Genomic DNA, 20,055 nt, shown 5'->3' with positions numbered 1-20,055 from the left:
ACTACTTCTCGGCCTCGGTGTGCGCGGTCTCCGTGCCGACCGTTGCCGGCTCGCGGACGGCCTGGAATACGTCGGTGTCGGCGCGCTCGCTGTCGGCGGAGCCATGCCTCTGTACCGGCGGTGCGTTGCGGTCGACGAGGTAGCGGCCCAGCGCGACTCCCGTGATGGCCGCCAGGAACGTGATGAGCGCGGTGAACGCGGCGAACGTGCTGATCTCGTTGAGCAATCCCTCGGCGTAGAGGTTGTCGTAGAACAGCGAGATGAACCACGCCACGAAGCCGCTGACGATGCCGGCGAACAGGCCGCCGAGCAGCCAGGTCATGGCCAGGTCGCTGCGCCGGTCCGGGTCGGGATTGGCCTCGGCGTCTGCGCGACCGTCGATCAGCCCCCACACCAATGCCGCGATGATGAACAACACCACCAGGGTGATGCTGATCAAAAGGGCCCATGTTTCCCAGGCATTGATCATCGCGCCCTGCAGTAGCCGGACCACGACCATCAGCGCCGCGAACACCAGTCCGCGCAGCAACCACTTACTCATGAGGGCACAGCGTAGCGAGTAGCGTCAACACCTGTGACGATTTCACAGCGCCGGGACCGGCTGCGTCGCCGTTTGGTCGCAGCGGAGTTGGACGCCATGTTGGTAACGGACCTGGTCAACGTCCGTTATCTGTCCGGTTTCACCGGCTCGAACGCGGCGCTGCTGATCCTCGCCGAACACGAAACGCCGGTGCTGGCCACCGACGGGCGGTACCGAACGCAGGCCGCCCAGCAGTCGCCGGACGCCGAGATCGTCATCGAACGGGCCTGCGGGCCGCATCTGGCGGCGCGTGCGGCGGCCTGGAACGTGCGGCGGCTGGGCTTCGAGAGCCACGTGGTCACCGTCGACGATCACGCGATCCTGCAGAAGTCGGCGGGCGACACCACGCTGGTCCGGGCCGCGGGAACCATCGAGGCGCTGCGCGAGATCAAGGACGCCGGCGAGATCGCCTTGCTCAGGCTGGCCTGCGAGGCCGCCGACGCTGCGCTCGCCGACCTCGTCAACGGCGGCGGGCTGCGGCCGGGCCGCACCGAGAAGGAGGTCGGCAGGGAGCTCGAGTCGCGGATGCTCGACCACGGCGCCGACGGGGTGTCCTTCGAGACCATCGTCGCGGCGGGCACCAACTCGGCCATCCCGCACCACCGCCCGACGGACGCCGTGCTGGCCGCGGGTGACTTCGTCAAGATCGACTTCGGCGCGCTGGTCTGCGGCTATCACTCCGACATGACCAGGACGTTCGTGCTGGCGCCGGTGGCGCAGTGGCAGCTCGACCTGTACGAGCTGGTGGCGACCTCGCAGCGGGTCGGCCGGGAGGCATTGTCGCCCGGCGTGTCGCTCAAGGGCGTCGACGGTGCATCGCGCCAGGTCATCGCCGATGCCGGGTACGCCGAGAACTTCGGACACGGCCTCGGGCATGGCGTCGGATTGGAGATCCACGAAGCGCCGGGAATCAGTGCGTCCGCCGCCGGTACACTGCTTGCTGGCTCTGCGGTAACCGTGGAGCCTGGTGTCTATCTGCCCGGCCATGGCGGTGTCCGCATCGAGGACACGCTGGTCGTGGGCAGCGAGGAAGCACCCGCACCCGAATTGCTTACCCGGTTCCCCAAGGAACTGGCCATCCTTTAGGAGTAGTACCGACCGTGGCTTCGACCGCAGACTTCAAGAACGGGCTCGTCCTGCAAATCGACGGGCAGCTGTGGCAGATCACCGAGTTCCAGCACGTCAAGCCTGGCAAGGGTCCCGCGTTCGTGCGCACCAAGCTCAAGAACGTGCTGTCCGGCAAGGTCGTCGACAAGACGTACAACGCCGGTGTGAAGGTGGAGACCGCGACCGTCGACCGGCGCGACACCACCTACCTGTACCGCGACGGCAGCGACTTCGTGTTCATGGACTCCCAGGACTTCGAGCAACACCCGCTGCCGGAGTCCCTCGTCGGTGACGCGGCGAACTACCTGCTCGAGGGCATGCCGGTGCAGGTCGCCTTCAGCGAGGGTGCGCCGCTGTACCTGGAGTTGCCGGTGACGGTCGAATTGATCGTGTCCCACACCGACCCCGGCCTGCAGGGCGACCGGTCCAGCGCGGGCACCAAGCCCGCCACGATGGAGACCGGTGCGCAGATCAACGTCCCGCTTTTCATCAACACCGGTGACAAGCTGAAGGTCGACTCGCGTGACGGCAGTTACTTGGGTCGTGTTAATGCCTGACGGCTTCGGCCTCGGGACGGGAGCGCGGCTCCATGCCTGACCGTCGCGGGGACCGTGGCAGGCATCAGGCGCGCAAGCGCGCGGTCGACATACTGTTCGAGGCCGAGGCGCGCGGGCTGACCCCCGGCGAGGTCGCCGAGTCGCGCGGCCTGCTGGCGGAAGGCGACTCCGAGGTGTCGCCTCTGAATTCCTACACGGTGACGGTGGCCCGAGGGGTGACCGAACACACCGCGCACATCGACGACTTGATCTCCGCGCACCTTCACGGCTGGACGCTCGAGCGGCTGCCCGCCGTCGATCGCGCGATCCTGCGGGTGGCGGTCTGGGAACTGCTGCACGCCGACGACGTTCCCGAGCCGGTAGCCGTCGACGAGGCGGTCGAGCTGGCCAAGAGCCTGTCCACCGATGACTCACCGGGTTTCGTCAACGGCGTGCTCGGCCAGGTGATGCTGGTGACCCCGCAGATTCGTGCGGCCGCGGCCGCCGTCCGGGTGACGCCCGACGGTTCCTGACGGCCGCTGTACCGAATCCGATCGTTGGGGTAACTCCCGGGCGACGGGTCGGTCGTGGTGTCCGGCACGATCGGCGACAACAATGGCGCCAGTCTCAACGAAGGCACCGGCAACGCCGGCGCGCCCGGGACTCCCGCACTGACGGTCGGTAACCACGTCATGGGCGCGACGGCTGGCGGTTCGTGGTTCGATGAGAAGCGTGAGCCGTTGCGTCGTCGTCGCCTGAAATCGGACCCCTCCCATGGCTGCACCACAGGACTGGGCGCCCTACGAGACCCTCGAGGAAGCGGCGAGGGTCTACCTGCGTGATCCGGAATTGGCGCTGGACCAATTGCGCTCGCTCGTGGACTTCTCGGCGATCAAGTCGTTCATCATGTCTCGCGGTGAGACCGAGGAGTCCTGGGGTGAGGCGCTGTGGCAGGAGATCGTGCTCACCGACGGCAGGCGGCTGATCATGTGGCGCGCGGACGACGAGTCGACGTCCGCCGAGGGATATGAGCGCCGCACCCTTGACGCGTCGGTGCGGACCATCCTGCTGTCGACCATCACCGACCACATCCTGACCACGCAGTTCGACGTGCTCGACGACGGGACCCGACGGTTGTCCGAGGTGCGTTTGAGGATGTACACCCAACTCATCACGCGCAGCCACCAGAAGTCGGCCACCGACACCGATCTGTTCTGCGAGTCGTTCCGCTACACCAAGACCGTCGACAACGGCGGCCTGGCCCAAATGCAACGTCTGCTGCAGTTCGGCCGGGGGCTGTCGCGTTCCATGTGAGGGTCGGCTATTGACGCCTGGGCAAATTCATCGGAGGTTGCTCTCAGCCCTGCGGTCTTGGTTATCCTGCGCTTACCCTGGTGGTGAGCCTAGGCTGGCTAAGTGCGGTTTGCGTGGCCGCTGACCGGCCGCTCGGAGGAATTGCGAACGATCGACGCCGCAATATCGGCTTCGGACGTCTCCGGGATGCTCATTTGTGGAGCCGCGGGCGTGGGAAAGAGCCGCATCGCTCGCGAGGCACTCGAGTCCGCGGCGTCGCGAGGGTGCGAGATCCGTTGGGCGCTCGCCACGTCATCGGCGCAATCGTTACCGCTGGGCGCCTTCGCGTCGTGGGCCGGCTCCGAGGGTACGGACAATCTCCAACTGGTTCGCAGCGTGATCGAATCGCTGACGGCGACACCTTCGGGTGCTCCGGTGGTGGTCGGCGTCGACGACGTCCATCTGCTCGATGAACTGTCGACGTTCGTTCTGCAGCAGATAGTCCAGCGCGGCGCCGCGAAACTGATGTTGACGGTTCGCGACGGTGAGCCGATTTCTCCTGCGACACGCGATATTTGGAAGGGCGGCCAGTTCGAAAGGCTCGACCTGCAGCCGCTGTCGCAGGACGAGTCAACGACGCTGCTGTCGACGGCTCTGGATGGGTCCGTGGATCCGGACGCCGCCACTCGACTATGGAAACTGACCCGCGGGAACGTTCTCTACCTACGCAACATCGTCGAGCAGGAAGAGACGGACGGACGACTCGCGCAGGTGCACGGCTATTGGCGGTGGAGCGGTGAGCCGAGGGTATCGCCCGGTCTGGTCGAGTTGATCGAATCACGGATCGGCGCCCTACCGGCCCCGGTCGACGACGTGATCGATGCGCTCGCAGTGGGAGAGCCCATCGAGCTGGCGTCGCTGACCAGGATGGCCACTCCGGCGGCGATCGAGAATGCCGATGATCGTGGTCTCATCACGCTTGAGAGCGTCGACGGCCACGTCGAAGTGCGGGTGGCGCATCCGCTCTACGGTGAGGTGCGCAGGAAAGGCGCGGCACCTACCCGGTTGCGGCGGTTGCGCGGACTCGTCGCCACCGAGCTTGCAGCGAGCGACGGCCGCGACGACATGCGAATCGTGGTGCGGCGCGCGGCATTGGGTCTCGATTCCGACCTCGCACCGGATCCGGACCTGTTCCTGCGGGCCGCACAGGGCGCGGTGTGGCTTTCGGATCTTCCCCTTGCCGACCGACTCGGTGCCGCAGCAATCCGTGCCGGGGCGGGGGCCGAGGCGAACCTCGTTCGTGCACATGCGCTTTCGTGGATGAGTCGAGGCGAAGAGTCAGACTCGGTACTCGCGGATACTCCCGTGAGTGAATTCGCCGAGGCCGACCATGCCAGATTGGCGTTTCTGCGGGCCACCAACATGCTCTGGTCACTTGCCGATCCATCGGGTGCCAAACAGTTGGTCGACGACGTGCAGTACAGCCACGGGTGCATCGATGCCTTCCTCACCGTGTATTGGGCATCAATGGGCAAGCCCGAAGCGGCGGAGAATGCATCGAGAGATCTTGACCTCGAACAGCTTCCCCACCTCGTTGCCGCCGTGACCGCCTGGGGGATCGTCGTCGGATCGGGTGACGCCGGGCGCACCGGTCAGGCGGTGACGGCGGCTCAGGCCGGATATGCGGCGGCGAACCGCGCCTTCGACGCAGCACAAACGCGGTTCGTGATCGCAGACGCACATATCAGCGCCCTGTGGCTGTCTGGTCGGGTCACGGACGCCCAGAGCGCGGCGGAGCGATTGCGCCAACAGTCGGCGGATCTGCCAGGGCCCGCTCAGCTGTTCAACAGCGCGCTGGCTGGTCGCGCCGCCCTCGGTACCGGCGACCTGCAGGCCGCATGTTCCCTCCTCGAGCCGGTGGTGGACGCGCTGTCCGCTTCCGGTGAGACCAACGGATTCGGGTACCGATACCAGCTTGCCCGCACGATTGCCCTCGCCGTACGCGGATCGACCGCCGAGGCCGCGATCGCACTTGCCACGCTCCGTACGCAACGGCATCCGAGCTGGCGCTTCCTGGACTACGAGTGGGCACTCGCCGAGGCGTGGGTCACCGCCAGTCAAGGTGCGGTGAGCGCGGCGGTCACCATCATGTTGTCGGCAGCCGAAACTGCCCGAACCAACGGCCAATTCGCGGCCGAAGTGCTCTGCCTGCAGGCGGTTACGCAGTTCGGTGAGGGCTGTGCCGCGGGCCGACTGACGGATCTGGCAGCCATCGTGGAGGGTCCGCGCGTTGGTCTGGCCGCGCGATTTGCCGCGGCTCTGCATGACGGCGATGGAGCGGAACTCGAGGCGGTATCGCACGAGTTCGAGCGCATGGGCGATATCGTGGCCGCCCTAGATGCCGCGGCGCTCGCGGCGGTGGCGTATCGCCACGTCGGACGGCGCGGATCCGCGTTCGGGAGCACGGCGCGAGCAGAGACCCTGGCCCAACGATCCGGTGCGAGTACCCCTTCTCTGGTTGCGGCCGCCGAGGAGTTACCGCTGACGCCTCGTGAACGCGAGATCGTGAAGTTGATCGGCGCCGGGTTTTCCGGCCGCGCCGTTGCCCAGCGACTAGGTCTGTCGGTTCGCACCATCGAAGGCCATATCTACCGGGCGATGGGGAAGACGGGAACCACTACCCGTGACGAGCTCGCGGCGCTTCTACCTCCGCATGAGCCGACGTGAGTGCACCTGCTCTGCGGTGGTGACGATATTGAGTAGTGGTGTACTCAGTCGATGTGAGCGACACCGATGCACGCTGGTCGGGTGGTCGATGAACTCCTCGCACGCGAGCACGCCCTTCGGCGACTCCCGTTGGCATACTCGCTGGCGTTGAGACTGCGCGACGCAGGTGTCGCACTCGAGATGGTTGCCGAGTATCTCGGCGTTGAAGACGTCGCCCTGGAGGGCATCTTCCGCATCGCCGAGGCGAAGCTCCTCGCCGCGCAGGAGCGGGTGCGCGGCGAGTGCGAGGAGTCTCCTGATGGGGGTTCCGCGGTTGAATCCGGTGCGCTGGTCACCGAACGAGAGGGCTTGCGTAGTCCGGCAAGTCGATCGAATCGGGCATAGTGCAGTGCGGTAGCGCGGTGCCGTCATAGGCGATGGCTGGTTCGCCGAGCATACGGGGAACGACCTACGGCCACCCGCCGGCATCGCGTACCCCGGTTCTCGGGTAGCTGCGCAGATCTGATGGTCGTGGTCCGGCTACTGCCGGGTCATTGATTGACGCTGGATTGACGCTGCATTTCGGAAGATGTCCCCGACAGGACGACGTGAACCGATTGCGAACGGGCGCCATGAATGATTTGCCGTGGTCGTCAATTCCAATCTTCGAATATGAGTATCCCTCTACTCATATCGCTACGTACTTCTCGACCGACGATGTCAGACGCCACTGCAACGTGACGGGTCGACGTCGAGGCCTACCCGCATCGAACAGGTGGGAGGGGGTCCGGCGGTGGCCCTGGTAGTGACGGCAACGGCGGCATCGACTGTCGGTAGCCAAGTGGGGCGCGACGAGCGGCGGTACTTGGGTTCGATGCGGACTGTGAGCTGCTGCGTCGTTGTCGCGCAAGTGACTCGGAGCTGGCGCTGGACCAGCTCCGCTCGGTGGTGGACTTCGCGGCGATCACGTCGCTCATCATGTCCCGTGGGGAATCCGACGGGTCGGCAGGCGGCTGATCATGTGGCCCACGTGCAATGTCTGCTGCAGTTCGGCCGGGGGGCTGGCGCGTTCGATGTGAGTCGTTACCGAGCTGGAGTGCCTGCGTAGCCCGGCAATTCGATCGAATCAGCGGTCGTGAAGAACTTCTTCGCGGCGAGGCTGCGGAACGGCCAGCGCTGCATCCACTTCATCACCTGCGCGGTAATTGCGATGTCCGACTTGGACTTCGGCGCGTAGCCGTCGACCCCCGATGGGAGATCCTGGCACTTGTCGACGTAGGGCCGCATCAGTCGGTCATACCTGGCCAGCGCGCCGTCAAGGTGCTCGGAACTCAACGCGTCCGGCGCGGGGCCCAGTTCTCCGGCAAGGAGGTAGGTGCCCACCAACGCGAGGCTGGTGCCCATGCCGGACAGCGGTGACGCGCAGTAGCCAGCGTCGCCGCACAGGGTCACCCGACCCCGCGACCACGAGTCCATGTGAACCTGGGCGAAGGCGTCGAAGTAGAAGTCGTCGGCCTCAAGGGCGGCGGCCAACAGTGCGTCGGAATGCCAGCCGGCGCCGGCGAATCGGTCGACGAGCAGCTGTCGTTGTGCATCGAGATCGCGGCGGTCATAGGTCAATGGCTCGGACCGGAATGCCAACCCGGCCTTGGCGATTGCCGGATCGTGCGACGGGCGCAGCGACGCGTTCAGTCCGCCGGCTGCCTGGTACATCAGGTACCAGCCGTCCAGCCCGGCGGTGTCCGGTGCGGTGAACCACGCGTTGTAGCCGCCCAGTGGCTTGATGAACTGTTCCTCGGGGCCGAACATCAGACGCCGCACTGCCGAATGTGGTCCATCGGCACCCACGACGAGGTCCGCATGCACGGTCGTCCCGTCGGACAGGGTGGCCTCGACCCCGTCGTCGTTCTGGACGAGCTCCTCGATCCGGGAATCGAATCGATACTCGACGGTGTCCTTGGTGGCCTGATCGAGCACGTCGACCAGATCGCCGCGCAGGATCTCCAGCTTCGACACGACACCGTTGCCGTCGAACGCCTCGACGGGCATTTCCGCGCGGCGGCTGCCGTCGGCGCGGACCCATGCGATGCCGCGCTGCGGGAGGGAGCGGTCGACCATCTGATCAAACAGCCCCATGCGCTCGACGACTCCGCGTCCTGCACCGCGCAGGTCGACCGTCGATCATGGACATAGTGATCCTGACCGCGGTGGCGTCGTGCCTGAACTCCGCCCTGTACACCGCGTCCCGAATGCTGTTCTCGCTGGCGACGCGCCGGGACGCGCCCCAGGTGGTGCGCAAGGTCGCGCGCAACGGTGCCCCGTGGGTGGCCGTGCTCGCGTCGATGGTGGTTGGTTTCGTCGCCGTCATCGGCAATTACCTGTTGCCGGAGAAGATCTTCGGCTATCTCCTGGCGACCAGCGGCGCGGTCGCGTTGTTCGTCTACCTCGCCATCGCCTCGAGCCAGCTGGTTCTCGGCCGCAAGATGCGCGCAGAGGGGGAGCAGGCCCCAGTGAAGATGTGGCTGTTCCCGTACCTGACCACCGCCACCGTCGTCGGCATCGTCGTGATCCTCGTCCTGATGGCCTTCGATCCCGGACAGCAGTCGTCGATCCTGTTGTCGGCGATCTCGGCGGCGGTCATCGTCGGCGCAGGCGTGGCGATACACCGCCGCCGCAGTCGCGAACTGTCGCAGGCGCGAACCGGGTAACTCCTGCCCGCCGCACAACTCGTGCACATGGCGCACCCAGATCGCGGGCGTTGACTGATGTCATGGATCGCGAGACAGCTGACACCACAACCACTGTCGTCCTCGTGCTGGACGGCGACACCGATTCCGGGTACCGGATGGCACGCAAGCTGCTGGCCGACGGATGCAGGGTCGCGGTCATCGGTCGCCACCCCGGCGGCGTGGTCAGGGTGATGCACGGCTACCCCGCCGATCGGGTCTTGGCCATCGCGGCCGACATGACCGACCAACGCCAGTGGAACCGCGTGACCGAGCAGGTGCGGGACAGGTTCGGTCGCATCGACACCGTCATCCGCGTCGAGGACACTGCGCTACGTGCCGCAAGCGCCGAAACTGCTGTGAGATCGCGCAATCGGCCTTTGGGACGTTCTCCCCGCAGCCTCGGCGCGGGGGTGTGGGCTCAGAGCTCCAGCGCGTCGTAGGTGCGACGGACGAACCGGGGCTGGGCGGCCTGCAGCTTGGCCAGCGCCGTATTGCCAGCCACCGCAGCGGCGGCAGCGTCGGGGCTCAGATCCGGATGGTTCTGGATGAGGTACAGCATGATCAGGTCCGCCGACGGGTCGGCCTGCCACCACGTCCCGTAGGCGCCGGGCCAACTGAACGTGCCCAACCCGCCTGGCCCGAACAGCTGGCGTGACTGCGCCGGATCGGTGACCACCGACAAGTTCAGCCCGAAGCCGCGGCCACGCCAGAACGGCATGCCAAGGAACGGGAACTTCATCTGCTCGTCGGTCAACCGGTCGGTGCGCATCAAGCGGACCGACTCCTCCGACAACACGCGAACCCCGTCGACGGTGCCGTTCCCGAGCAGCATGCGGATGAAGGCGAGGTAGTCGTCGGCCGTCGACCAGAGCCCGGCGCCGCCCGCGCAGAACGTCGGCGGTACCACCGGCGCTGGGCCCATGACGTCGTCGCGCAACGTGTTCTGCTCGTCCAGCTTGTACATCGTCGCTGCCCGACGGCGCCCCTCGTGGCTGACCGAGAATCCGCTCGAGGTCATGCCGAGCGGCCCGAAGATGCGCTCGGTCAACACGTCGGCTAGCGGCTTGCCCTCGATCCGCGACACCGCGATGCCCAGCACGTCGGTGGCGTGGCTGTAGGTGAGGTGATCGCCGGGCTGATGGGCCAGTGGCAACCGGGCGAGCTCGGCCAGCCAGCGGTCCTGATCCTGTCGGAACATCAGCTTGCCGTAGGCCCGGCTCAGCGGCGGGCCGACCGAGAATGCGTACGCCAGGCCGCTGCGATGCGTCATCAGGTCGTCGAACGTGATCGGCCGTTGCAGCTGCACGGTCTTGTCCAGCGGCCCGGCCGGGTCGGCCATCACCCGCAGGTCGGCAATCTCGGGCAGATACGGCGCCACCGCATCGCCCAGTGCGAACTTGCCCTCCTCGGCCAGCGCCATCGCGGCGGCCACCGTCACGGGCTTGCTCATCGACGCAATCCGGAAGATGGTGTCGCGCTGCATCGGCGAGCTGGCGTTGACGTCGCGGTGGCCGAGTTCGCCGACCTGCAACACCTTGCCGCCCTGCCACACCAGGGTGACCGCACCTGCGAGCAGACCCGCGTCGATCACCTCGCGGATGGACGCCTGGTTGCCGTCGAGATTCACCTGGCAAGCGTACTCAGCGGCGTTCGGCCTGCAGCAGCCAGAACGTCGCGACGTCGTCGGGGGACAGTGACACGGTCTCCGAGCCCAGCGACGTGAACTCCCAGCCGGCGTCGCCGAGAGTGTCCCGCAGCGTCTGCTCGGACACCATCGGGCGGGGCCATTCCTGGCCCTGCGCGTTGGCGTCGGAGAACGCGCTGAGCAGCAGCCTGGCGCCGGGGCGGGTAGCCCGGTGCACGGCCGTCGCATAGCTGCGCTTCGCGTCGTCGTCCAGGCAGTGGTACATCCCGCTGTCGATGACGGTGTCGAAGGCGTCGGTGTAGCCGTCGAGCGTCGTGGCGTCGGCCACGGCAAACCGGACGTCGACGCCGGCGTCAACGGCGCGCTCCCTTGCGGTGACCAGGGCGGTCGGGGAGATGTCCAATCCGGTGACCGAGTGCCCCTGCTTGGCCAGGTAGATGGCGTTGTCGCCGAGCCCGCAGCCGATGTCGAGCACCTCGCCGCGGACCAGTCCCGCTGCTTGCCAGCCGATCACAGTCTCCTTGGGAGCCTTGGTATCCCACGGTGGAGTGGTGATCGCAGGCATGCCTGCGGCGGGGCTCTCCCCGCGGTAGAGGGCGTCGAAGTCGAACTCGGGAACGTTGGGGGAGGACGTCGGACCTGTCATTTCCGCCAGCGTAGCGCGCGGTGCTATGCTGCCCCGCAGTTCGACGTCCTTTAACGATCCGTCCAGAGAGGCGGAGAAGGAGGTCCAGGTCATCTTGGCTGCCCCCAGCCCCGACCGGGAATTGATGTCCGCCGCCGACGTAGGCCGGACCATCTCGCGCATCGCGCATCAGATCATCGAGAAGACCGCGTTGGACGGCCCCGAAGCGCCGCACGTGGTCCTGCTCGGCATCCCCACCCGCGGTGTCACGCTTGCCGCCCGGCTGGCACGCAACATCACCGACTTCGCCGGTGTGACGGTGCCTTCCGGCGCACTGGACATCACGCTCTACCGCGACGACCTGAACATCAAGCCGCCCCGACCGCTGGAGGACACGTCGATTCCCGACGGCGGTGTCGACGACGCGGTGGTGGTGCTCGTCGACGACGTCCTGTACTCCGGTCGCACCGTGCGCGCCGCACTCGACGCACTGCGTGACATCGGCCGGCCGCGGTCGGTGCAACTGGCCGCCCTCGTCGACCGCGGCCACCGCGAACTGCCGCTACGTGCGGACTACGTCGGCAAGAACGTACCGACCTCCCGCAGCGACAACATCAAGGTTCTGTTGACCGAGCATGACGGCCGCGATGGCGTGCTGATCGCGTCGTACGGCGGACCTCAGCGATGAGCGCTTGCGCGAAGAGCAGACAGGTGGAGCTATGAGCACCCGACATCTCCTCTCGGCAGCAGACCTGACCAGAGGCGAGGCGACCGCGATCTTGGACGACGCCGACCGGTTCCGCGAAGCCCTCGTCGGCCGCGAGGTCAAGAAACTCCCGACGCTGCGCGGCCGCACGGTGATCACGATGTTCTACGAGAACTCCACCCGCACCCGGGTGTCCTTCGAGGTCGCGGGCAAGTGGATGAGCGGCGACGTGATCAACGTCAGCGCGTCGAGTTCGTCGGTGTCCAAGGGGGAGTCGCTGCGGGACACCGCGCTGACCCTGCGAGCAGCCGGCGCCGACGCGCTGATCATCCGGCATCCGGCATCCGGTGCAGCACAACAACTTGCGGAGTGGACTGCGGAACCCAACGGGGGCGGACCCAGCGTGATCAACGCAGGCGATGGCACCCACGAGCATCCGACGCAGGCGCTTCTCGACGCGCTGACCATCCGGCAGCGGCTGGGCAGCATCGACGGCAAGCGGGTCGTCATCGTCGGCGACATCCTGCACAGCCGGGTGGCCCGCTCGAACGTCTTGCTGCTGTCCACACTCGGCGCGGAGGTGGTGCTGGTCGCCCCGCCGACGCTGCTCCCGGTCGGCGTGTCCAGCTGGCCGGTGACGGTGTCGCAGGACCTCGACGCCGAACTGCCCGCCGCCGACGCGGTGTTGATGTTGCGGGTGCAGGCCGAGCGGATGAACGGCGGCTTCTTCCCGTCCGCCCGGGAGTACTCGGTGCTCTACGGGCTCTCGCAGAAGCGTCTGGCGCAGTTGTCGGGCGACGCGGTGGTGCTGCATCCCGGGCCGATGTTGCGCGGCATGGAGATCTCGTCGTCGGTGGCCGACTCGTCGCAATCGGCAGTCCTGCAACAGGTTTCCAATGGTGTACACGTGCGGATGGCGGTGCTCTTCCACTTGCTGGTCGGTGCCGGACGGGAGGCGATCAGCGCATGATCATGATCCGCAACGTGCGGCTCTACGGTGAGGGCAAAGCCGTCGACGTCCTGGTCTCCGACGGTCAGATCGAAGCGATCGGACCCGGCCTGACCGTGCCCGACATGGCCGACGTCATCGACGCCACGGGGCAGGTGCTGCTGCCGGGGTTCGTCGACCTGCACACGCACCTGCGCGAACCTGGCCGGGAGTACGCCGAGGACATCGAAACTGGTTCGGCGGCAGCAGCACTGGGTGGATTCACCGCGGTGTTCGCGATGGCCAACACCAACCCGGTAGCCGACACCGCAGTGGTCACCGACCACGTCTGGTACCGCGGCCAGGAGGTCGGACTGGTCGACGTCCACCCGGTCGGCGCCGTCACCGTGGGTCTGGCGGGGACCCAGCTCACCGAGATGGGGCTGATGGCCGCCGGGGTCGGGCGGGTGAAGATGTTCTCCGACGACGGCATCTGCGTGCACGACCCGCTGGTGATGCGCCGCGCCCTCGAGTACGCCACCGGAATCGGCGTGCTGATCGCCCAGCACGCCGAGGAGCCGCGGCTGACCGTCGGCGCCGTCGCGCACGAGGGCCCCAACGCCGCGCGGCTCGGCCTGTCTGGCTGGCCGCGTGCAGCGGAAGAGTCGATCGTCGCCCGCGACGCATTGCTCGCCCGTGATGCGGGGGCGCGGGTGCACATCTGTCACGCGTCGACCGCGGGCACCGTCGAACTGGTGAAATGGGCCAAGGGACAAGGCATCTCGATCACCGCCGAGGTCACCCCGCACCACCTTCTGCTCGACGATTCGCGACTGGCCAGCTATGACGGCCGCAACCGGGTGACCCCGCCGCTGCGAGAGGCCGGCGACGCGCAGGCGCTGCGCCAAGCGCTGGCCGACGGCATCATCGATTGCGTCGCCACGGACCACGCCCCGCACGCCGAACACGAGAAGATGTGCGAGTTCGCCGCGGCCCGCCCAGGAATGCTTGGACTGCAGACGGCACTGTCGGTGGTCGTCGAGACCATGGTGCTGACCGGATTGTTGACCTGGCGCGACGTCGCGCGCGTGATGAGCGAGGCACCGGCCCGCATCGTCGGGCTGCCGGATCAGGGCCGCCCGTTGGAGGTCGGTGAGCCGGCCAACCTGACTGTGGTCGACCCCGACGCCTCGTGGACGGTCACCGGAGCTGAGCTCGCCAGCCGTTCGGACAACACGCCGTTCGAGTCCATGACGCTGCCCGCCACGGTGACGTTGACGATGTTGCGCGGCAAGATCACGGCGCGTGACGGCAAGAGTCCGGCGTGAACACTTCGACGCTCGTCGCATCGCTGATCATGGCGGCCCTGCTGGTGCTGCTGATTGCGTTCATGATCCGCCAGATGATGCGTGGCTGGTTGCATCGCGCTCAGCGGCAGGCCGAGCTGATCGGCGCGCTGCCGCCACTGCCCGACACCGTCGGACCCGCGATCATTCCGGCCACCAAGGGCCTCTACGTCGGCAGCACCATCGCGCCCAGCTGGCAGGACCGGATCGCGGTCGGCGACCTCGGCTTCCGGTGCAAGGCGACGCTCACCCGCTATCCGGAGGGAATCATGCTGCAGCGCAGCGGCGCTGGCCCCATCTGGATTCCCGACGACGCCATCACGGCGATCCGTACCGAACGCGGCATCGCAGGCAAGGCACTGACGCACGACGGCATCTTGGCGATCAGGTGGCGGCTGCCGTCGGGCACCGAGATAGACACCGGGTTCCGCGGCGACGATCGTCGCGACCTGGCCAACTGGGTAGAGGAGGACGCCGCATGAGCGGGAACAGGGCAGTGCTCGTCCTCGAGGACGGGCGGGTGTTCACCGGCACGCCGTTCGGCGCGATCGGACAGACCTTGGGCGAGGCGGTGTTCTCCACCGGGATGTCCGGCTATCAGGAGACATTGACCGATCCGAGTTATCACGGGCAGATCGTCATCGCGACCGCGCCGCAGATCGGAAACACCGGCTGGAATCACGAGGACGCCGAGAGCCGTGCGGACAAGATCTGGGTGGCCGGGTACGCGGTGCGGGATCCTTCGCCGCGCGCCTCGAACTGGCGAGCCACCGGCACGCTCGACGACGAACTGGTCCGCCAGGGCATCGTGGGCATCGCGGGCATCGACACCCGCGCCGTCGTCCGTCACCTGCGCACCGCTGGGTCGATGAAGGCCGGGGTGTTTAGTGGAGATGAAGCTGATGCGTCCGTCGACGAACTGCTCGACCGCGTCAACGACCAGCCGTCGATGCTCGGCGCCGACCTCGCGGGCGAGGTGAGTACCGACGACGTCTACATCGTGGAACCCGAAGGCATGCAACGGTTCACCGTGGCCGCCCTCGACCTCGGCATCAAGACCAACACACCGCGCAACTTCGCAAGGCGCGGCATCCGCAGCCACGTGCTGCCATCGTCGGTGACCTTCGACCAGATCGCCGACTTGAACCCGGACGGGGTGTTCCTGTCCAACGGGCCAGGCGACCCGGCGACCGCCGACCACGTCGTCGAGGTGACGCGCGAGGTGCTCGGAGCCGGAATCCCGTTGTTCGGCATCTGCTTCGGCAACCAGATCCTCGGCCGTGCGCTGGGACGGTCCACCTACAAGATGGTGTTCGGCCACCGCGGCATCAACATCCCGGTGATGGACCACGCCACCGGACGCGTCGCCGTCACCGCCCAGAACCACGGATTCGCCCTCGAGGGTGAGGCCGGCGAGGAGTTCGACACGGCCTTCGGCCCGGCAGTGGTGAGCCACACCTGCGCAAACGATGGCGTCGTCGAAGGCATCAAACTGGTTGACGGCCGGGCATTCTCGGTGCAGTACCACCCGGAGGCGGCGGCGGGACCGCACGACGCCAACTACCTGTTCGATCAATTCGTCGACCTCATGTCCGAGGTCAAGGCAGGGGAGGGCAGGCGCTGATGCCACGCCGCACAGACCTCAACCACGTGCTGGTCATCGGCTCCGGGCCGATCGTGATCGGGCAGGCCTGCGAGTTCGACTACTCCGGCACCCAGGCCTGCCGCGTGCTGCGTGCCGAGGGGTTGCAGGTCAGCCTCGTCAACTCGAACCCGGCGACCATCATGACGGACCCCGAGTACGCCGACAATACCTACGTCGAGCCCATCACCCCGGCGTTCGTCGAGAAGGTCATCGCCCAACAGGCCGAGCGCGGCAACAAGATCGACGCGCTGCTGGCCACACTCGGCGGCCAGACCGCACTCAACACGGCGGTCGCCCTCTATGAGAACGGCGCGCTGGAGCGCTACGGCGTCGAGCTCATCGGTGCGGACTTCGAGGCCATTCAGCGTGGCGAGGATCGGCAGCGGTTCAAGGACATCGTCGCCAAGGTCGGTGGCGAGTCGGCGAAGTCGCGTGTCTGCTTCACCATGGACGAGGTCCGCGAGACCGTCACCGAACTCGGCCTTCCCGTCGTCGTTCGGCCGTCGTTCACCATGGGTGGTCTCGGCTCTGGCATGGCGTACTCGGCCGAGGACGTCGAGCGGATGGCAGGCTACGGGCTGGCTTCGTCGCCGAGCGCGAACGTGCTGATCGAGGAATCGATCTACGGCTGGAAGGAATTCGAGCTCGAGCTGATGCGCGACAGCCACGACAACGTGGTGGTGGTGTGCTCGATCGAGAACTTCGACCCGATGGGTGTGCACACCGGTGACTCGGTCACCGTCGCACCCGCGATGACGCTGACCGACCGCGAGTACCAGGCCATGCGTGATCTGGGCATCGCGATCCTGCGCGAGGTCGGAGTCGACACCGGTGGCTGCAACATCCAGTTCGCCATCGATCCGGCCGACGGCCGCCTCGTCGTCATCGAGATGAACCCACGGGTCTCGCGGTCGAGCGCGCTGGCGTCCAAGGCCACCGGATTCCCGATCGCCAAGATCGCCGCCAAGCTGGCCATCGGCTACACGCTCGACGAGATCGTCAACGACATCACCAAGGAAACCCCGGCCTGCTTCGAGCCGACCTTGGACTACGTCGTGGTCAAGGCGCCGCGGTTCGCGTTCGAGAAGTTCCCAGGCGCCGACCCGACACTGACCACCACGATGAAGTCGGTCGGCGAAGCGATGTCGTTGGGCCGCAATTTCATCGAAGCACTCGGCAAGGTGATGCGCTCACTGGAAACCGACCGCGCGGGGTTCTGGACGCGCCCGGACCCCGACCTCACCCTCGACGACGTCCTCGAGGGGCTCAGGACGCCGGTCGATGGCCGCCTCTACGACATCGAACTCGCGTTGCGGCTAGGTGCCACGGTCGAGGAGGTCGCCGAGGCGTCCGGTGTCGACCCGTGGTTCGTCGAGCAGATCGCCTCGCTGGTCGCGCTGCGGGCCGAACTGCTCGGCGCGCCGGTGCTCGACGATCAGCTGCTCCGCCGGGCCAAGCACAGCGGCCTGTCCGACGGTCAGATCGCCGCTCTGCGACCGGAACTGGCCGGCGAGAACGGTGTCCGCACATTGCGCCAGCGTCTCGGCATCCACCCGGTGTACAAGACGGTGGACACCTGCGCGGCGGAGTTCGAGGCCAAGACGCCGTATCACTACAGCACCTACGAGCTGGACCCCGCAGCCGAGACCGAGGTCGCACCCCAGACCGAACGGCCCAAGGTGCTGATCCTGGGATCCGGGCCGAACCGGATCGGCCAGGGCATCGAGTTCGACTACAGCTGCGTGCACGCAGCAACGACGTTGAGCGACTCGGGTTTCGAGACCGTGATGGTTAACTGCAACCCCGAGACCGTGTCCACCGACTACGACACCGCCGATCGGCTGTACTTCGAACCACTGACCTTCGAGGACGTGCTGGAGGTCTACCGCGCCGAATCCGCCTCGGGTGCAGGAGGTCCCGGCGTTGTCGGAGTGATCGTGCAACTCGGTGGGCAGACGCCATTGGGCCTGGCTCAGCGGCTCGCAGATGCCGGCGTGCCCATCGTCGGCACCAGCCCCAAGGCCATCGACCTGGCCGAGGACCGCGGCGAGTTCGGCGAGGTGCTCAACCGCGCCGGACTGCCTGCGCCGCGCTTCGGCACGGCCACGAGTTTCGACCAGGCCCGTCGCATCGCCGCCGACATCGGCTACCCAGTCCTGGTCCGGCCCTCGTACGTGCTCGGTGGGCGAGGCATGGAAATCGTCTACGACGAGCAGACCCTGCACGGCTACATCACCCGCGCCACCCAGCTGTCGCCCGAGCATCCCGTCCTTGTCGACCGCTTCCTCGAGGACGCCATAGAGATCGACGTCGACGCCTTGTGCGACGGCACCGAGGTGTACATCGGCGGAGTGATGGAGCACATCGAGGAGGCCGGCATCCACTCCGGCGACTCGGCCTGCGCGCTTCCTCCCGTCACGCTCGGCCGCCAGGACATCGAGTCCGTGCGGCATGCCACCGAGGCGATCGCGCACGGCATCGGGGTGGTCGGCCTGCTCAACGTGCAGTACGCACTGAAGGACGACGTGCTCTACGTGCTGGAGGCCAACCCGCGCGCGAGCCGCACGGTCCCGTTCGTCTCAAAAGCTACGGCAGTGCCGCTCGCAAAGGCGTGTGCGCGAATCATGCTGGGTGCCACCATCGCCCAGCTGCGCGACGAGGGAATTCTGGTCAAGACCGGCGACGGTGCGAGCGTCGCGCCGAACGCCCCGATCGCGGTCAAGGAGGCGGTGCTGCCATTCAACCGGTTCCGCAAGGCCGATGGCTCGCAGGTCGACTCGCTGCTTGGACCCGAGATGAAGTCCACCGGCGAGGTGATGGGCATCGACCGCGACTTCGGCACCGCCTTCGCCAAGAGCCAGACCGCGGCCTACGGCTCGCTGCCCGCAGAGGGCACGGTCTTCGTCTCGGTGGCCAACCGCGACAAGCGCTCGCTGGTGTTCCCGGTCAAGCGGTTGGCCGATCTGGGCTTCCGGGTGCTGGCCACCGAGGGCACGGCGGAGATGCTTCGCCGCAACGGCATTCCGTGCGACGTGGTGCGCAAGCACTTCGAACAGCCAGGTGGCGGCCGTCCGCTGATGTCGGCGGTCGACGCCATCCGCGCAGGCGAGGTGGACATGGTGATCAACACGCCCTACGGAAACTCCGGGCCGCGCATCGATGGCTACGAGATCCGGTCGGCGGCGGTCTCGATGAACATTCCGTGCGTCACGACGGTCCAGGGTGCGTCGGCCGCTGTGCAGGGCATCGAGGCGGGCATCCGCGGCGACATCGGCGTGATGTCGCTGCAGGAGTTGCACTCCCGGCTGGGCGCACGCGAGGAGCAGTTGGGCGGAGGCGCGTCGGAGTGACGGCGTTCGGCACCAGACTGGCCGCAGCCATGGCGGAGCGGGGGCCGCTGTGCCTCGGAATCGACCCGCACCCCGAACTGCTGACCGCATGGGGGCTGTCGACGGACGCCGTTGGATTGAGCGCATTCTGCGACGTCTGCGTCGAGGCCTTCGCGGGGTTCGCGGTGGTCAAGCCGCAGGTGGCGTTCTTCGAGACTTATGGTGCGGCAGGCTTTTCCGTATTGGAGCGCACGATCTCCGAACTACGGGAATCCGGGGTAATGGTGCTTGCCGATGCCAAACGCGGCGACATCGGTTCCACGATGGCCGCCTACGCCGCCGCATGGGCCGGCGATTCCCCACTGGCGGCCGACGCGGTGACGGCGACCCCGTACCTCGGGTTCGGATCGCTGCAGCCCCTGTTCGATACCGCAGCCACGCACGATCGCGGAGTATTCGTCGTCGCGGCGACCTCCAACCCCGAGGGCGCGAGCGTTCAGCGCGCGCTGATCGGAGGCAAGACGGTTGCCCAGACCATCGTCGACGACGTCGCCTCGATGAACCGTGCCGCGTTGCCGGACAAGGGTTCCGTCGGCGTCGTCGTCGGCGCCACGCTGTCAGACGTGCCGGACCTCAGCGCACTCGGCGGACCGGTACTGGTGCCCGGGGTGGGTGCGCAGGGCGGCCGGCTGGACGCGCTGGCCGGCCTCGGGGGGGCACTGCCCGGCCAGCTGCTGCCTGCCGTTTCCCGTGAGCTACTGCGGGTCGGACCGGATGTCACCGCTCTGCGCGCCGCTGCCGAGCGGATGCGCGACACCGCCGCGTATCTGTCCGCTTAGACGCAGCGGCGGGCCACCGTTGCCGGTGACCCGCCGCGCTT

17 protein-coding genes and 2 pseudogenes are annotated in these 20,055 nt (G+C 67.2%); 15 read left to right on the top strand and 4 right to left on the bottom strand.

Features of this window, described 5'->3' with window-relative positions; all coding sequences use genetic code 11:
* Position 1 precedes the first annotated feature (1 nt).
* On the bottom strand, positions 2-541 hold the full coding sequence (locus tag HNP02_RS01600; RefSeq protein ID WP_184433601.1) for a B-4DMT family transporter: 540 nt from the start codon (positions 539-541) through the stop codon (positions 2-4).
* Between the two features lie 33 nt (positions 542-574).
* Here HNP02_RS01600 and HNP02_RS01595 point away from each other — a divergent pair, with 33 nt between their 5' ends.
* The 6 genes from HNP02_RS01595 (at position 575) to HNP02_RS42405 (ending at position 6,627) form a co-directional block, all read left to right on the top strand.
* Entirely contained in the window at positions 575-1,666 is a 1,092-nt protein-coding gene (locus tag HNP02_RS01595) for a Xaa-Pro peptidase family protein (RefSeq protein WP_184433599.1), read from the top strand.
* Positions 1,667-1,680: 14 nt separating this feature from the next.
* Positions 1,681-2,244, top strand: coding sequence for an elongation factor P (gene efp / locus HNP02_RS01590; protein WP_184433596.1), 564 nt, complete (start codon positions 1,681-1,683; stop codon positions 2,242-2,244).
* 32 nt (positions 2,245-2,276) lie between these two features.
* On the top strand, positions 2,277-2,756 hold the full coding sequence (gene nusB / locus HNP02_RS01585; protein WP_184433593.1) for a transcription antitermination factor NusB: 480 nt from the start codon (positions 2,277-2,279) through the stop codon (positions 2,754-2,756).
* Between the two features lie 241 nt (positions 2,757-2,997).
* Positions 2,998-3,537: a hypothetical protein gene (locus HNP02_RS01580; RefSeq protein WP_184433591.1), complete on the top strand. Its 540-nt coding sequence runs from the start codon at positions 2,998-3,000 to the stop codon at positions 3,535-3,537.
* Positions 3,538-3,639: 102 nt separating this feature from the next.
* A complete protein-coding gene (locus tag HNP02_RS01575; protein WP_309241362.1) occupies positions 3,640-6,243 on the top strand; it encodes an AAA family ATPase in 2,604 nt (867 codons plus the stop codon).
* An 81-nt stretch (positions 6,244-6,324) separates the two neighbouring features.
* Entirely contained in the window at positions 6,325-6,627 is a 303-nt protein-coding gene (locus HNP02_RS42405; protein ID WP_255506097.1) for a hypothetical protein, read from the top strand.
* A gap of 678 nt (positions 6,628-7,305) precedes the next feature.
* Here HNP02_RS42405 and HNP02_RS01565 read toward each other — a convergent pair.
* Positions 7,306-8,400, bottom strand: a pseudogene (locus tag HNP02_RS01565) (FAD-dependent monooxygenase); the annotation flags it as partial.
* Between HNP02_RS01565 and HNP02_RS01560 the strand changes: the two are divergent.
* Positions 8,376-8,930 (top strand): annotated as a pseudogene (locus HNP02_RS01560) (GABA permease); the annotation flags it as partial. The pseudogenes HNP02_RS01565 and HNP02_RS01560 overlap by 25 nt on opposite strands.
* A 62-nt stretch (positions 8,931-8,992) precedes the next feature.
* Positions 8,993-9,391: an SDR family NAD(P)-dependent oxidoreductase gene (locus HNP02_RS01555; protein WP_184433581.1), complete on the top strand. Its 399-nt coding sequence runs from the start codon at positions 8,993-8,995 to the stop codon at positions 9,389-9,391.
* Here the strand turns inward: HNP02_RS01555 and HNP02_RS01550 are convergent.
* Together HNP02_RS01550 and HNP02_RS01545 are read right to left on the bottom strand one after the other, a co-directional pair.
* Positions 9,370-10,578 carry a serine hydrolase gene (locus HNP02_RS01550; RefSeq protein WP_184433578.1) on the bottom strand — a complete coding sequence of 403 codons (1,209 nt, stop codon included), beginning with the start codon at positions 10,576-10,578 and terminating at the stop codon, positions 9,370-9,372. The genes HNP02_RS01555 and HNP02_RS01550 overlap by 22 nt on opposite strands.
* Positions 10,579-10,591: 13 nt before the next feature.
* Entirely contained in the window at positions 10,592-11,242 is a 651-nt protein-coding gene (locus HNP02_RS01545; RefSeq protein WP_184433575.1) for a class I SAM-dependent methyltransferase, read from the bottom strand.
* 25 nt (positions 11,243-11,267) lie between these two features.
* On the opposite strand from HNP02_RS01545, the gene pyrR reads away from it, so the two are divergent.
* The 7 genes from pyrR to pyrF are packed head-to-tail and all read left to right on the top strand — an operon-like array spanning position 11,268 to position 20,014.
* Positions 11,268-11,909 carry a bifunctional pyr operon transcriptional regulator/uracil phosphoribosyltransferase PyrR gene (pyrR, locus tag HNP02_RS01540; protein ID WP_184433572.1) on the top strand — a complete coding sequence of 214 codons (642 nt, stop codon included), beginning with the start codon at positions 11,268-11,270 and terminating at the stop codon, positions 11,907-11,909.
* Between the two features lie 31 nt (positions 11,910-11,940).
* A complete protein-coding gene (locus tag HNP02_RS01535) occupies positions 11,941-12,897 on the top strand; it encodes an aspartate carbamoyltransferase catalytic subunit (RefSeq protein ID WP_184433570.1) in 957 nt (318 codons plus the stop codon).
* Positions 12,894-14,183 carry a dihydroorotase gene (locus HNP02_RS01530; RefSeq protein ID WP_184433566.1) on the top strand — a complete coding sequence of 430 codons (1,290 nt, stop codon included), beginning with the start codon at positions 12,894-12,896 and terminating at the stop codon, positions 14,181-14,183. The genes HNP02_RS01535 and HNP02_RS01530 overlap by 4 nt, the downstream gene beginning before the upstream one ends.
* Positions 14,180-14,683, top strand: coding sequence for a transporter (locus HNP02_RS01525; protein WP_184433563.1), 504 nt, complete (start codon positions 14,180-14,182; stop codon positions 14,681-14,683). Before HNP02_RS01530 ends, HNP02_RS01525 begins: the two co-directional genes overlap by 4 nt.
* A complete protein-coding gene (gene carA, locus HNP02_RS01520) occupies positions 14,680-15,825 on the top strand; it encodes a glutamine-hydrolyzing carbamoyl-phosphate synthase small subunit (RefSeq protein WP_184433560.1) in 1,146 nt (381 codons plus the stop codon). The genes HNP02_RS01525 and carA overlap by 4 nt, the downstream gene beginning before the upstream one ends.
* Positions 15,825-19,196 carry a carbamoyl-phosphate synthase large subunit gene (gene carB / locus HNP02_RS01515; protein WP_184433539.1) on the top strand — a complete coding sequence of 1,124 codons (3,372 nt, stop codon included), beginning with the start codon at positions 15,825-15,827 and terminating at the stop codon, positions 19,194-19,196. Before carA ends, carB begins: the two co-directional genes overlap by 1 nt.
* Positions 19,193-20,014 (top strand): orotidine-5'-phosphate decarboxylase, encoded by an 822-nt coding sequence (gene pyrF, locus HNP02_RS01510; protein WP_184433520.1) that lies wholly within the window; start codon positions 19,193-19,195, stop codon positions 20,012-20,014. Before carB ends, pyrF begins: the two co-directional genes overlap by 4 nt.
* Positions 20,015-20,055: the final 41 nt, after the last annotated feature.

The sequence above is a fragment of the Mycobacterium sp. AZCC_0083 genome (assembly GCF_014202335.1).
Taxonomy (GTDB): domain Bacteria; phylum Actinomycetota; class Actinomycetes; order Mycobacteriales; family Mycobacteriaceae; genus Mycobacterium.
The sequence above is the reverse complement of the archived record's forward strand: the minus strand, read 5'-3'. Positions and strand labels throughout refer to the sequence as shown.

Bases quoted from the DNA above. Each gene is read 5' to 3' on its own strand.
- HNP02_RS01600 (WP_184433601.1), bottom strand. From the start codon at position 541: ATGAGTAAGTGGTTGCTGCGCGGACTGGTGTTCGCGGCGCTGATGGTC.
- nusB (WP_184433593.1), top strand. From the start codon at position 2,277: ATGCCTGACCGTCGCGGGGACCGTGGCAGGCATCAGGCGCGCAAGCGC.
- HNP02_RS01580 (WP_184433591.1), top strand. From the start codon at position 2,998: ATGGCTGCACCACAGGACTGGGCGCCCTACGAGACCCTCGAGGAAGCG.
- HNP02_RS01555 (WP_184433581.1), top strand. From the start codon at position 8,993: ATGGATCGCGAGACAGCTGACACCACAACCACTGTCGTCCTCGTGCTG.
- HNP02_RS01545 (WP_184433575.1), bottom strand. From the start codon at position 11,242: ATGACAGGTCCGACGTCCTCCCCCAACGTTCCCGAGTTCGACTTCGAC.
- pyrR (WP_184433572.1), top strand. From the start codon at position 11,268: ATGCTGCCCCGCAGTTCGACGTCCTTTAACGATCCGTCCAGAGAGGCG.
- HNP02_RS01535 (WP_184433570.1), top strand. From the start codon at position 11,941: ATGAGCACCCGACATCTCCTCTCGGCAGCAGACCTGACCAGAGGCGAG.
- HNP02_RS01530 (WP_184433566.1), top strand. From the start codon at position 12,894: ATGATCATGATCCGCAACGTGCGGCTCTACGGTGAGGGCAAAGCCGTC.
- carA (WP_184433560.1), top strand. From the start codon at position 14,680: ATGAGCGGGAACAGGGCAGTGCTCGTCCTCGAGGACGGGCGGGTGTTC.
- carB (WP_184433539.1), top strand. From the start codon at position 15,825: ATGCCACGCCGCACAGACCTCAACCACGTGCTGGTCATCGGCTCCGGG.